The 12534-nt window shown below is 69.0% G+C and carries 11 protein-coding genes; 7 read left to right on the top strand and 4 right to left on the bottom strand.

Annotation, left to right across the window (positions count from 1 at the left end):
- The first annotated feature begins 60 nt into the window (after window positions 1-60).
- Together JUB11_RS05940 and JUB11_RS05935 are read left to right on the top strand one after the other, a co-directional pair.
- The gene (locus tag JUB11_RS05940; RefSeq protein WP_207457196.1) at window positions 61-297 is read left to right on the top strand and encodes a hypothetical protein; all 237 of its coding nucleotides are present in this window, start codon (window positions 61-63) and stop codon (window positions 295-297) included.
- A gap of 13 nt (window positions 298-310) precedes the next feature.
- Window positions 311-802 (top strand): type II toxin-antitoxin system VapC family toxin, encoded by a 492-nt coding sequence (locus JUB11_RS05935; RefSeq protein WP_207457193.1) that lies wholly within the window; start codon window positions 311-313, stop codon window positions 800-802.
- Between the two features lie 96 nt (window positions 803-898).
- Here the strand turns inward: JUB11_RS05935 and JUB11_RS05930 are convergent, their stop codons facing one another.
- The gene (locus JUB11_RS05930) at window positions 899-2074 is read right to left on the bottom strand and encodes a pyridoxal phosphate-dependent aminotransferase (protein WP_207457191.1); all 1176 of its coding nucleotides are present in this window, start codon (window positions 2072-2074) and stop codon (window positions 899-901) included.
- A gap of 117 nt (window positions 2075-2191) precedes the next feature.
- Between JUB11_RS05930 and JUB11_RS05925 the strand changes: the two genes are divergently transcribed.
- Both JUB11_RS05925 and JUB11_RS05920 read left to right on the top strand, forming a co-directional pair.
- Window positions 2192-2896, top strand: a complete 705-nt coding sequence (locus JUB11_RS05925; protein ID WP_207457189.1) for an HAD family hydrolase — start codon at window positions 2192-2194, stop codon at window positions 2894-2896.
- Window positions 2897-2907: 11 nt separating this feature from the next.
- The gene (locus JUB11_RS05920) at window positions 2908-3252 is read left to right on the top strand and encodes a cupin domain-containing protein (protein WP_207457187.1); all 345 of its coding nucleotides are present in this window, start codon (window positions 2908-2910) and stop codon (window positions 3250-3252) included.
- A 13-nt stretch (window positions 3253-3265) separates the two neighbouring features.
- Here JUB11_RS05920 and JUB11_RS05915 read toward each other — a convergent pair whose 3' ends face one another.
- Window positions 3266-3472 carry a hypothetical protein gene (locus JUB11_RS05915; RefSeq protein ID WP_207457185.1) on the bottom strand — a complete coding sequence of 69 codons (207 nt, stop codon included), beginning with the start codon at window positions 3470-3472 and terminating at the stop codon, window positions 3266-3268.
- Window positions 3473-3634: 162 nt separating this feature from the next.
- Window positions 3635-9229 (bottom strand): ATP-binding protein, encoded by a 5595-nt coding sequence (locus tag JUB11_RS32635; protein WP_348771365.1) that lies wholly within the window; start codon window positions 9227-9229, stop codon window positions 3635-3637.
- 290 nt (window positions 9230-9519) lie between these two features.
- On the opposite strand from JUB11_RS32635, the gene JUB11_RS05900 reads away from it, so the two are divergent.
- Genes JUB11_RS05900 through JUB11_RS05890 form a run of 3 tightly spaced genes read left to right on the top strand, consistent with a single transcriptional unit; the run spans window position 9520 to window position 11729 of the window.
- Window positions 9520-9825 (top strand): STAS domain-containing protein, encoded by a 306-nt coding sequence (locus tag JUB11_RS05900; protein ID WP_207457183.1) that lies wholly within the window; start codon window positions 9520-9522, stop codon window positions 9823-9825.
- A complete protein-coding gene (locus JUB11_RS05895; RefSeq protein WP_207457181.1) occupies window positions 9800-10546 on the top strand; it encodes an ATP-binding protein in 747 nt (248 codons plus the stop codon). The genes JUB11_RS05900 and JUB11_RS05895 overlap by 26 nt, the downstream gene beginning before the upstream one ends.
- Before the next feature lie 13 nt (window positions 10547-10559).
- Window positions 10560-11729 (top strand): fused response regulator/phosphatase, encoded by a 1170-nt coding sequence (locus JUB11_RS05890; protein WP_207457179.1) that lies wholly within the window; start codon window positions 10560-10562, stop codon window positions 11727-11729.
- An 84-nt stretch (window positions 11730-11813) separates the two neighbouring features.
- Here JUB11_RS05890 and JUB11_RS05885 read toward each other — a convergent pair whose 3' ends face one another.
- A complete protein-coding gene (locus tag JUB11_RS05885; protein ID WP_247886871.1) occupies window positions 11814-12395 on the bottom strand; it encodes a DedA family protein in 582 nt (193 codons plus the stop codon).
- Window positions 12396-12534: the final 139 nt, after the last annotated feature.

Genomic DNA, 12534 nt, shown 5'->3' with positions numbered 1-12534 from the left:
GCCGTCCGTTTGCTCCTTTCCGGGGCTGGATTTTCGCGGGTTCTGACGTATCTTGAAGGCATGAACGCACCGACCAAAAAGCCGAAAGCCCTACTTGGCTCCCAGCAGCGGAGGACCCGTTCGCGCTTTCTCGCGGTGAGGCTGCGCAAGGCCCTGGAAGGCATTGCAGTGTCTCGCAACGGCACCGTCGTCGGGCCTCGCGTAACCATGATTGAGCCGAAAGCGGTCATTGCTCCCAAACGCGGGGGCGTGAAGCTGGGGCAGCACGCGCATCTTGGCCTGAAGCTGGAGGACTGACGCGTCCTCCCGCATGCCCGTTCTGCTTCTCGATACGCAAGCACTCTTCTGGGCGCTTTATGCTCCGCAGCACTTGCGTCCTGCGGCAAAGGGTGCGCTTGAGGATCCCGACAACGAAATTTACGCCACCCTGGTTTCCGCTCAGGAAATTGCAATGAAAATTGCTTCGGGGCGGTGGGAAGATGCCCTGGATCTTCTCGAAAACTTCGATGCACGCGTAACGGGGGCAGGATTCGGCCTCATCGTGCAAGAGGCCGCCGATTATTCGAACGTTCTTCATTTGCCGATTGTGGCTGGCCACAGGGATCCCATGGACCGGCTCATCATTGCACAGGCCATGGCACGACGCATGATCCTTGTGTCGGCCGACCAGTATGCAGCGACTTACCTGGGCACCGACGGCGTGATCGACGCCGGCCAAGCTCCGCGTGTTTCCGAACCGCGTCGGCATATCGCTGCACGGGCGGCGTTCCGGAACATCAGTATCCAATCTCATCGTTCATGACGAAGACCACTATAGCCTCGCCGTTCAGCGCGGCGAGGCCATGAAATGTTGAAGCCCGGGCGCTCCGGCGGGCACCGCCCGCCGGTTTGCACCCCCCTACCGCAGCACGGGCATCAGCCGTCCCATGGCTTCTTCCACCTTGTCCAGCCGGCTGGCGAAGCAGAGGCGGAGCGCGCCCTCGCCGCCGGGGCCGAAGGCGACGCCGGGGGCGAGGCCGATGTTGGCTTCGTCCACGATGCGCTTGGCGAGCGCAAGGCTGTCCGTCTCGCCCTCGACCTGGAAGAAGGCGTAGAAGGCCCCGGGAGCCGGGCGCACGCGGACGCGGGGCGAGGTGGCGAGCGCCTCGCAGACGAGGTCGCGGGCGGCGCGGTACTGCTCGCGCATCCTGGCGATGAAGGGCTCGCCCCCCTCGATGGCCGTCACGCCGGCGATCTGGATGAATTCCGGAATGCCGGAGGTGGAGAACTGCACGAGGTTCGCCATGACCTTGCCCAGTGCCGGCGGTGCGATGATCCAACCCATGCGCCAGCCGGTCATCGCCCAGGACTTGGAGAAGCTGTTGACGACGAACAGCCGGTCCTCCGGCTCCGACACCTCCAGGAAGGAGGGGGCGGCGACCCGGTCGTCATAGACGAGGCGGGAATAGACCTCGTCGGAGATCACCCAGATCCCGCGCTCGCGGGCGAAGGCCATGACGCGGGCCATCTCCTCGCGCGACATGGTCCAGCCGGTCGGGTTGCTGGGCGAGTTGATGAAGATCGCCTTGGTGCGCGGCCCGCAGGCGGCGAACAGCGTCTCCAGATCGAGCGTCCAGCCCTCCTCGCCGAGCGTCATGGAGACCTGGCGCGGCACGCCGCCCATGAGGTAGGCGGCGGAGACGACGTTCGGCCAGACCGGGCTGACGATCACCACCTCGTCGCCCGGATCGACCAGCGCCTGCATGATCATCATGATCGCGGTCATGCCGGAATGGGTGACGGTGATGCGCTCCAGGTCCATCGGGCGCCCGTGCACCCGCTCCAGATAGGCGGCGATCGTCTCGCGCAGGTTCAGCACGCCGCGCTGCAGCGTGTAGAAGACGCGCCCGTCCTGGATGGCCTTGTAGGCCGCGTCGCCCACCGCCGCCGGGGCGGGAATGTCGCCCTCGCCGAACCACATCGGGATCATGCCGGGCCGTCCGCGCCCGTAATCGGCGACCTGGACGATGGCGCTGGCGGGAAGGGTCTGGGCGCTGGGGCGGAGGCCGTAATCGGCGACGGTGAGGGACGGCATAATCAACCTGCGAGGTGGCAACAAACCGGCACTCTAAGCCATGATGGGCGCGTCCAGCCAGCCGCCGTCACCGCGGCCGGCGGGCGGAATCCATTTTTTCGGGGATGTGTGGCCTCCATGATCGACACCATCGCCTTCGACGGCGACGACACGCTCTGGCACAACGAGTCGCTCTTCTCCATGACGCAGGAGCGTTTCCGCACCCTGCTGGCCCACGCCGCCGGCCAGGACGGATCGGCCTTCGACGCGTCGGACATCGACCGGCGCCTGCTGGCCGCGGAGACGGCGAACCTCCGCTTCTATGGCTACGGCATCAAGGGCTTCGTCCTGTCGATGATCGAGACGGCCATCGAGGTGACCGGCGGGCGCGTGCCGGCGCGCGACATCCAGACGCTGATGGAGTTCGGAAAGTCCATGCTGGCCCATCCGGTGGAGCTGCTGGACGGGGTGGCCGAGACGGTCGAGGCGCTCGCCTCAAGCCACCGGCTGCTGCTGATCACCAAGGGAGACCTGTTCGACCAGGAGAGCAAGATCGCCCGCTCCGGCCTCGCCGAGCGCTTCCACGGCGTGGAAATCGTCAGCGAGAAGGACCCGGCGACCTACCGCCGCATCCTGGAGCGGCGCGGCGTCGATCCGGCGCGCTTCCTCATGGTCGGCAACTCCGTCCGGTCCGACATCCTGCCGGTGGTGGCGGTCGGCGCGCGGGCCGTGCATGTCCCCTACCACCTGACCTGGGCACATGAGGAGGCGGAGCCGCCGGCGGAGAACTGCTGGCGCCTCGGCTCGGTGCGCGACCTGCCGGCCCTGCTGGCCACGCTGTGAGGAAGGACTCCATGACCCTGACGACGCTGAACCCCGCCGCCGAGCCCGAGTCCGGCGCCCCGGCCGAGGACCGCATCCTCTCCGGCGCGCCGGTCTTCACGACCTGGAACGAGTACGAGTCGCCGGACGGCAAGCGTTTCGCCGGGCGCTGGCGCTCCACCCCCGGCGCCTGGCGCATCCTCTACGACGAGTGGGAGTATTGCGAGATCCTGGAGGGCGTCAGCACCGTGCGCCACGCCGACGGGCGGAGCTGGACCTTGCGGGCGGGCGACCGCTTCGTCATCGAGCCGGGCTTCGAGGGAAGCTGGGAGGTGCTGGAGACCACGACCAAGCGCTACGTCGTGATCCTGCCCTGACCGGGCGGCAGGCTCAGCCCATCCGGACGAGGATCTCCGTGACCGCGATGGCGAGGACCAGCGTCACGACGCCCAGCAGGATCCGGGCCAGCTTCCGGGTCTTCACCAGGACCCGGCGCGAGCGCTGGCGGCGCTGTGCCGCGGCCCTCGCCTCGGCGCGCAGCCTGGCGTCCCGCCGCCGCTGCGCCAGCCTTTCGTCCAGCCAATCCGCCGTGCTCATGGCGTCCTCCTCCGGAACAGACCGCACCGCAATAACCAGACATTTGTATAAAATTTTAGAATAAAACGCAAGAATTAGGAGCAGGGCGGCCGGGGGGATCCGGCCGGGCGCATGGTTCAGGAGCGGGAGGATGGCTCGAACGCAGGGGAAGAGCCGCCGCCGTTACGCCACGCCTTCGGCGGCCACCCGTTCCACCGCGCGCAGGGCCTCCTCGACCTCTTCGGCGAGCGCGATGAGCGCCGGCCAGCCGGCGCCCGTCTCGGCCTCCCGTTCGAGCCGCTGGGCGGCGGCGGCCAGGGGCTTGGCGCCGGCGTTCAGGGCCGATCCGCGCAGATTGTGGGCGCAGCTCCGCACCGCGTCCGTCTCGCGGCCGGCCATCGCCGCGGCGAGCGTGGCCATGACGCCACGGCTGACCGACACGAAGTCGTTCAGCATCTCCGCCATCAGCGCCGTGTCGTCGCCGCACAGCCGCCGCAGGCTTTCGATGTTGACGGGCGCCGCCGGAGGGGCCGCGGGCGCCGGCGCCTCCCGCCCCGGCACCCAGCGCGCCAGCGCGGCGCCGAGCTGCGCGAGGTCGAGCGGCTTGCTGAGCACGTCGTCCATCCCCTGCGCCAGGAAGCCGTTGCGGTCACCCGATGCCGCGTTGGCCGTGATGGCGATGATGGGCAGCCGGTCGCCGCCGGCGGCCTTCTCGGCCTCGCGCACGCGGCGGGTCAGCTCGTAACCGTCCATCTCCGGCATCTGGATGTCGGTCAGCAGAGCCGCGTAGGGCTTCTTGGCCAAGGCTTCCAGCGCCTGCGCCCCGCTCTCCGTCAGGTCCGCCGCGTAGCCCAGCGAGCTGAGCTGGAGCAGCACGATCTTGCGGTTGATGGCGTTGTCCTCGGCGACCAGCACGAGCCGGCCGCGCGCTTCGGCCTCCTCGGCGCTCGGCGGTGCCATGGGGCGGGGAACGGCCAGCGAGTCGAGCGCCATGGCGGACCGGGAGGCGGCGTTCCCCTCGGCGCCCACCGAGGCGGCGCGCCCGGCACCCTCCGCCACGGCCTGGAACAGGGCGGAGCGCCGAAGCGGGCGGGAGATCACGGTCTGACCGAATCCGCGGACCGGCGCTTCCGGGCCGGGGTCCTTCAGGATGACGACGGGAAGCTGCGGCTCCCCGGCACGCCGGCCCAGCAGCTGCGGGGCGCTGGCCGCGGCCGGCGTGTGGAGGGTGTCATCGATCACCACCACGCGTGGCGCATGGCCGGCCAGCATGGCGGCGTGGCCCTGGGAGGTCAGCTCCTCCGGCGTGGCGGCGGCGAAGACGCGCGCGCCGGCCGCTTCCAGATAATCGATGACGAAACGGCGCTCCATCGGCGCCGGCATGCCCACGAGGACGGTCAGGCCGGAGAGATCGGGACCGGTCTCCGGCGGTCCGGCCGCGATGTCCATCGTCAGGTCCACCCAGAAGGTCGAGCCGTCGCCGGGCGTGCTCTCCACCCCGATCTCGCCGCCCATCAGCGCCACGAGGCGGCGGCAGATCGACAGGCCGAGCCCGGTGCCGCCGAAACGGCGCGCGGTGGAGCTTTCCGCCTGTGTGAAGGGTTGGAACAGCCGTTCCCGGACCGACGCCGGGATGCCGATCCCGCTGTCCGCCACCTCGATCCGCAGGCGCGCCTGCCCGTTGCCGCGCGACGGGTCGACCGACATCAGCGTCGCGCGCAGCACGATGTGGCCGGCCTCGGTGAACTTGATGGCGTTGCCGCCGAGGTTGAACAGGATCTGCCGCAGCCGCACCGGATCGCCGGCCAGCGCCGCGGGGATGGCCGGGTCGATGTAGGTCAGCAGCGGCAGCCCCTTGGCGCGTGCCGAGGGCGCCAGCGTCTCCGCCACGCTCTCCACCACGCCGGCGATGGACACGGGCAGATGCTCCAGGTCCATCTTGCCGGCCTCGATCTTGGAGAAGTCGAGGATGTCGTCGATGATCCGCAGCAGCGAGATCGCGGACTCGCGCATGGTCGCGACGGTGTCCGACTGCATGGAATCCAGGCTGGTGCGCTCCAGAAGCTCCAGCATGCCGAGCACGCCGTTCATCGGCGTGCGGATCTCGTGGCTCATGGTCGCCAGGAAGGCCGACTTGGCGGAGGTCGCCTGCTCGGCCTGTTCCTTGGCGGCCTTCAGATGGCGTTCGGTCTGCTTGCGGCGGGTGATGTCATAGACCCAGGCGAGGAAGGCCGGCCGCCCTTCCAGCTGGGTCCAGTCGCCCGACACGAGACCCCAGAAGGTGGAGCCGTCGGCCCGGCGCAGCAGCACCTCGGCGTCGCTGATCGCGCGCCGGAACGGAACCTCCTCCTCGGCCGAGCCGAACTCCTCCCTGGGAGCGTGCATGGACTCCACGCGGGAGCCGATCAGCCGGTCCTTCGAGGTGCCGAGCAGCGACACGAGCCGGTCGTTGCAGAAGACGATGACGCCGTCCTCGTCATAGGCGCAGACGCCGGCGGGGCTGGATTCCAGGATGGCGTGGATCTGCGCGCGGCTTTCGGTCAGCTCGCGCGTGCGTTCGGCCACCCGGCGCTCGATGGAGTGGATCTGGTCGTAGGAGCGCAGGGCCGCGATGACGGCCGTGAACAGCCCCTCGGCCGACAGCTCCGCCTTGGACTTGTAGTCGTTGATGTCGTAGTGGGCGATGACGTCGCGTTGCGGCATCTGGCCGGGCTGGCCGGTCCGCAGGACGATGCGCACCTTCCGGTCCCCCAGATCGTCGCGGATCCAGCGGACGAGGCGCAGGCCGGAGTGGTCCTCCTCCATCACCACGTCCAGCAGAACGAGCGCGATGTCCGCGCGCTGCTGGAGGATCGAGCGCGCGCCGGAGGCGGAGTAGCTGCTGATGAGATCGAGCGGCCGGCCCATGAAGGTGACGTCGGCGAGCAGAAGCCGGGTCAGCGCGTGGATGTCGGAATCGTCGTCCACGACCAGGATGGGCCAGGGACGGTCTTCGACCGGCACGGCGCCGTCGCCGGGGCCGTCGTCCTCAACCTCCCGTGCGAACTCGATCATGTCCTCGTGCACGTGCTCGGCCCTATCCCCGCCAGCCCTGTCTTCGCCGTCACCGTCCCCGCCGGTCATGTCTCCGGGCACGCCGCCGGGCGCCCCGGGAGTCGCGGTTCCGCCCGCCGCGTTCGCGACCATGCGAGGCCGCCCGGCGCCGGTCATGCCGCCCTCGTCGCCTTGCCAGTCCGGTTCGCCGCCCGCGGGCTGCTGGAACAGCCGCGACAGGTCAGGCCAAAGTTTCGGTTTCCACTGCATCAAAGGCCACTGTATCGACGGTTGCCGCGTTCTTCCCCACGGCCGTCCCGGCCGCCTTGTTTCCGCCGGCAAGGGGGCCACCGTCGGTATGCGAACGGCGAAGGTAGTGCCCTTGCCCGGCGCGCTGTCAACCGATATCCGGCCGCCCAGAGGCTGGGTCACGAGATTGAACACGATGTGCAGTCCCAGCCCGCTTCCGCCGGTGCCGCGCTTGGTGGTGAAGAAGGGTTCGAAGATCTTGGACAGGTGGTCGGGCTCGATGCCGCATCCGTCGTCGGTGAAGCGGATCTCCACCTCCTCGGCCAACGGCGGTCCCGCGTCGGGGATCTCCGCCTCCCAGGCCGCCGGCCCCCAGTCCGCGGCGGCGGCGCGCGGCTCGGCAACGCTCACCAGGATGGTGCCGTCCGTCCGCCCGGCGAAGGCGTGGGTCAGGGCATTGATCAGCAGGTTCGTGACGACCTGCGACAGGGCGCCCGGATAGCTGTCCATCACGATCCCGTCCGGGCAATCGACGGCGACCCGCTGGGCGCCGCGCCGGAGCTGCGGACCGAGCGAGGTGACCACCTCCTCCAGATAGCCGCGCAGCTCGAAGACGCGGCGCTCCTGGCTGGTCTGGTCCACCGCGACCTGCTTGAAACTCTGGATCAGCTCGGCCGCGCGGGTCAGGTTCTGCTGGATCAGCCGCGTGGCCTCGTTCGCCGTCTCGACGTAGGAGGACAGCTCCGAGCGCCGGAGCGCGCCGCCCTCGAAGGCTTCGGTCAGCGCCCTGGTCCGGGCGGTGAGATGGGTGGCGCAGCCGTAGGCGATGCCGACCGGCGTGTTGATCTCGTGCGCGACGCCGGCAACCAGCAGCGCCAGGGACGCCATCTTCTCCGCCTGGACCAGGCTTGCCTGGGTCTGAGTCAGGTCGGCGTAGGCACGTTCGAGCGCCTGCATGGCGTTGAACACCTCCTCGGCGGAACGCGCCTCCACCGTGACGTCGGTGAAGGTGCGGACGAAGCCGCCGTCGGGCAGCGGGTTGGAACGCACCTCGACGATGCGGCCGTCCGGGCGCCGGCGCTTGAAGGTGAAGGGCTGCTCGGACGCGTGGCCCAGGCTGTCCAGGTGCAGGTCGGGGTCGTCGACCATCTCGTCGAACTCGCCGCGCCCGCGCTGCAGCCGGACGAGTTCCGGGTAGGAGGGATTGTTGGCGAGGAAGGCCGGCGGAACGTTCAGAAGCTCGGCCGCGCGGCGGTTGGACATGACCAGCCGCAGGCTGCGGTTGACCATGATGATGCCCTGGTCGGTGTTGTCGAGCGTGACCTGGAGGATGTTGCGCCCGCGCGCCAGCTCCAGGTCGGCCTGGACCCGCTCCGTCACGTCGGACATGGTGCCCGTCAGGCGCACCACGCGGCCGTCCTCGCCGTGCTGCGCGGTGGCGCGGTCCTCGATCCACATCCAGAAGCCGTCGCGGTGGCGCAGCCGGTAGACGAAGCCGTGGGCATGCCCCCGTTCCGTCGCGCGTCGGCGGAATTCCGCCTGGACGCGCGGCCGTTCGTCCGGGTGGATCAGCGACTCCCAGCTCTCGACCGACATGGGCAGGTCGCCCGGCCGGTAGCCGAGCAGCGCCGGGAACTCCGGTGACCACCAGAACTGCCGGCTGCGCAGGTCGTAGTCCCACACCGACGAGCGCGTGCCCGTGATGGCCAGCGCCAGGCGCTCGTCGCTCTGCCGGAGTGCCGCCTCTTCCCGCGTCAGCCGCCCCAGCATGCCGTTGTAGGCGGCGATGACCCGGCCCAGCTCGTCGCGCGAGGACCAGTCCACCGGCTGCCGGCGGTTCTGGGATTCCGCCATGCGGATGGAGTCGACGAGGCGGCGCAGCGGCTCGCCGATGGTCAGCCGGTGGGCGGCGAGCGCCGTTGCCACGGTCGCGAGCAGCATCGCGAGCAGGAGCCACGCCGTATTGGCGATCTCCTCCGCGATCCGCGCGTCCAGCGAGGCGGAGGTGAAGTGCAGCGTCAGGGTGCCGAGGTGGCGGCCCTGGAAGGTGATCGGCCGGCGGACGCTGTCCTCCTGCCCCTCGCCGGCCGAGCCGGCGCAGCCGGGCTCCGAAGCGCGCCCGGAGGGTGGTTCCGGCGAGGGAAGGGTGGCGGGGCTGCCCGGCGGCCAGACGTAGGTCCTGTGCGAGAGGTCGTCGGACACCACGATGCAGCTCAGCTCCCGGTTCCCCGCGATCGCCTGGAGCAACGCACCCGTGGAGTCCTCGTCCATCGACCAGAGCGACTGGGACAGGGTCTGCGCGTTGATCTCCGCGATGATGGCCATGCGGTCCCTGAGCGCGCCGCGGCGCTCCTCGTACTTCCCGTAGAAGAAGAATGAGGAGCAGCCGGCCATCGTCAGAGTCAAAGTCGGAATCAGGATCAGCAGGAACTTGGCCGACACCGTCGGCACCTTCCGCCAAGCCCGTCCCATCACCGTCATGCCGAGGCCTTTCACGCCGGCCGTCCTCCAGGCGTGACCCCTGGCTGGACGGCATAGTCCTATCGGCAGTTTACCTCCCGGAGGGCGGGGACGTCCATGGTCGCTTCTCGCGCCAGGAAATGCAGACATAGGAATGTGGACCGGCGGTTGAAATCTTTTTCGGCGTCGCGAAAGCTCTCTTGAGCGTAATAAGCCTTTTGAACTAGTATTTATTCGAATTCGTATGATGCGCGCCGCAGAAGGCGGCGGGCCTCTGCGGGCCGGTGTTCGGCCCCGCCGGGCATTCCGTGTATGACGAGGGCAAGATGCAGTTCCGTTCCAAGACCACGATGGACGTCACGGAGGCGTACCTGTCCGGCCGGATGGAGTTCACCGACCACGAGAAGCTGCGGGAACTCATCAACCTGCTGGACAATATACCGTCCCGCTGCTTCATCCTCGACGTCGAGGATCTCGAATTCATCGACTCCGCTGGCCTCGGCATGCTGCTGATCCTCGAGGAAGAGGCCAACGAGCGGCAGATTGACCTGTCCATCCGCCATCCTCGCGGCAGCGTGCTGCGTTCCCTGATGCTCGCCCGTTTCCATGATATCCTCACTGTCCTGCAGTGAGGATCCGGACGCCGGACGTCCCTTCTGCGTCGCCCGCGAACGGCTGCCCGCCGATCTGGCGTTGCGCGCGGCGTCCCGTTTCGGACTCTCCGCGGGCGGGAACGCGGACCGTGCGGAAGCCACCCTCCTTCCGGCGGGCTCGGACCGCGAGCGGTGGCTGGCGGCACTGGAGCATGGCGCCTTCTTCGCCGTCGAACTGACGGAGCAGGGCGACGCCCAGGGCGACTGGGCCGGGGTCCCGCCGGTCACCCAGGGCTTCTATCTGTCCCTGACCACCGCGACGGCCTACGGGCTGCAATGCGCGGTCCTGGTCTGCGACGCGCTGGCCCGGCGCGGCGTTCTGACCGACGAACGCAGGCCGGCGGTGGAGCTGTGCCTGCACGAGGCGATCGCCAACGCCATCCTTCACGGCAACATGGGCATCCCCAGCGCGCCCAAGGAAAAGCCCGAGGGGCACCGGCTGTTCAGCCAGCTGATCCAGGACCGGCTCGGCGACGGCGCGGTCCGCGGCCGGAGGCTGGACCTGTTCGTCCGCTGGGAGGATGGCACGCTGTCCATCGCCGTGCTCGACCAGGGCGGGGGGTTCGACAGCTCGGCCCTTCCCGAAACGGCGCGGCGCGGCGCGCGGTCGGGCCGCGGCTTCCTCTTCATGCGCTCGCTCGCCCGCGCCGTCACGGTGACGGACGGCGGCCGCTGCACCCTGCTGCAGTTCGATCTCTGACCCCAGCCCCGCCATGAACCTTCCGCTCACCGGCAGCCGCGTCCTCATCGTGGACGACAACGCCTTCAACCGGCGCTCCCTCGCCCTGGTGATCGGGCGGCTCGGCATCACGGACATCGAGTTCGCCGAGAACGGCGAGGAGGGGTTGGCGAAGATCGACGGCTTCCGGCCGGACCTCATCCTGCTCGATGTCGAGATGCCGGTCATGGACGGGCTGGAAATGTGCCGCAGCCTGCGCCGCAACGCGACACACGAGCAGCTTCCGGTTCTTTTCCAGACCGCCTACGACAGCGACGAGGAGCAGGTCCGCTGTTTCGAGGCCGGCGGCACCGATTTCATCTCGAAGCCGATCAAGCCGGGCGAATGCGCGGCCCGGGTCCGCCACCAGTTGGAGAAGCGGCGGCTGTTCAACGACCTCGCGGCCTTCCGCGAGCGCGTGGAGCGGGAGCTTCGGCTGGCCCAGTCGATGCAGCTCTCCCTGCTGCCGGAGCCCGCGCGCGTCGATGCCATCGCTCACGAGTTCGGGCTTACGCTGGATGCGCATTTCGAGACCTCGTCGGAGCTGGGCGGCGATTTCTGGAACGTCTACAAGCTCGGCGAACGCCGGGTCGCCTTCCTCATCGTCGATTTCGCCGGGCACGGCATCACGGCGGCGATCAACACCTTCCGCCTGCACATGCTGATCGAGCGGATTCCGATGAACGACATCACGCCGTCGGACTGGCTGTCGCGGCTCAACCTCGCGCTGAAGGACGTGCTGCCGGTGGGGCAATTCGCCACGGCCTTCTTCGGGGTGCTCGATCTCGCGACCGACCGGCTGACCTATGCGGCGGCCGGCTCCCCAAAACCGGTGCTGGGCACCGGCGGCAGCCTCGAGATGCTCGATTCCGCTGGGCTGGTGCTCGGCGTCTCGCGCCGTGCCCGGTACGAGGACCGCACGCTGCGCCTGCCGCGCGGCGGCTTCCTGTTCCTCTACAGCGACGCGCTGATCGAGGCGGAGCCCGATCCGGCGCGGCCGGACCTCGCCCCGATCACCCAGGAAAGCGTGCCGGATCTCGTGGCCGCGGCGCTGGCCGCGGCGCCGAAGGCGCCCCTGCGCCACATGCTGGACCGCTTCAACGCCGGGGCGCGCGCGCCCCTGCGCGACGACCTCACGGCCATCTGGATCCAGCGCAAGCCCTGACCGGGCCGGGAGCGGCCGAGAGAGCGGGCAAGGGGGCCGGGTGCTGCTTCCGCCTTTCCCGGCCGCCTTGCCTCTCCCGGTGTCTCAGGCCTCGTTCTCGGCCGAGCCGCGCCGGCGTGCCCAGCGCAGGCTCTTGCGCGCGATGATGGCACCGCCGATGACCACGATGATCAGGAGCAGGATCTTCATGCCGTGTTCGCCAGCCGCCGCCGCGGCCTCGCCGAACAGGTAGCCGGCGCCCGCGAAGCTGCAGGCCCAGATGCCGGCCGCGATGAAGTTCCAGAACATGAATTTCGTGACGGGCATGCGCGAGGTGCCGATGGCGACCGAGGCCACGTTGCGCACGCCGTAGATGAAGCGGAAAACCAGGATGAAGCCGACGCCGTAGCGCGCGAGCCAGCCCAGGATGCGCTCGGACTTGGCCTCGGCCGAGGGGAAGCGGGCGAGCGCCTTGGCGCCCCATTTCCGGCCGATCCAGTACCAGCACTGGTCACCGCAGAAGCTGCCGATCCACACCGCCGCGATCAGCCAGTACAGGTTGATGATGCCCATGTGGGCACCCATGCCCCCGAAGATGACGAAGGTCTCACCTTCGAAGAAGGCCCATAAGAAAGCGATCGGGTAGAACCAGTCACCCCATCCCTGAAGCCAGGCAATCCAATCCAACAGAACTCTCCCGGAAAACTCGCTTCCTCCCAGCCCGGCTGCGCCCGCGAACGCAATTTCGGGTCAGGCTGTCCCGCCCTTCGCCCGATCCAGGCGCCGGATCATGCCACAGACGCGGTCGGAATGCCCGACATGAATC

It is taken from the genome of Azospirillum sp. SYSU D00513 (assembly GCF_017356015.1).
GTDB lineage: Bacteria > Pseudomonadota > Alphaproteobacteria > Azospirillales > Azospirillaceae > Azospirillum.
This window is presented reverse-complemented; position numbering and strand designations above follow the sequence as displayed.

Excerpts from the sequence above, each read along its gene's own strand:
- JUB11_RS05935 (WP_207457193.1), top strand. The coding sequence starts at position 311 with ATGCCCGTTCTGCTTCTCGATACGCAAGCACTCTTCTGGGCGCTTTAT.
- JUB11_RS05890 (WP_207457179.1), top strand. The coding sequence starts at position 10,560 with ATGAACCTTCCGCTCACCGGCAGCCGCGTCCTCATCGTGGACGACAAC.
- JUB11_RS05895 (WP_207457181.1), top strand. The coding sequence starts at position 9,800 with ATGATATCCTCACTGTCCTGCAGTGAGGATCCGGACGCCGGACGTCCC.
- JUB11_RS05920 (WP_207457187.1), top strand. The coding sequence starts at position 2,908 with ATGACCCTGACGACGCTGAACCCCGCCGCCGAGCCCGAGTCCGGCGCC.
- JUB11_RS05925 (WP_207457189.1), top strand. The coding sequence starts at position 2,192 with ATGATCGACACCATCGCCTTCGACGGCGACGACACGCTCTGGCACAAC.
- JUB11_RS05940 (WP_207457196.1), top strand. The coding sequence starts at position 61 with ATGAACGCACCGACCAAAAAGCCGAAAGCCCTACTTGGCTCCCAGCAG.
- JUB11_RS05915 (WP_207457185.1), bottom strand. The coding sequence starts at position 3,472 with ATGAGCACGGCGGATTGGCTGGACGAAAGGCTGGCGCAGCGGCGGCGG.
- JUB11_RS05900 (WP_207457183.1), top strand. The coding sequence starts at position 9,520 with ATGCAGTTCCGTTCCAAGACCACGATGGACGTCACGGAGGCGTACCTG.
- JUB11_RS05930 (WP_207457191.1), bottom strand. The coding sequence starts at position 2,074 with ATGCCGTCCCTCACCGTCGCCGATTACGGCCTCCGCCCCAGCGCCCAG.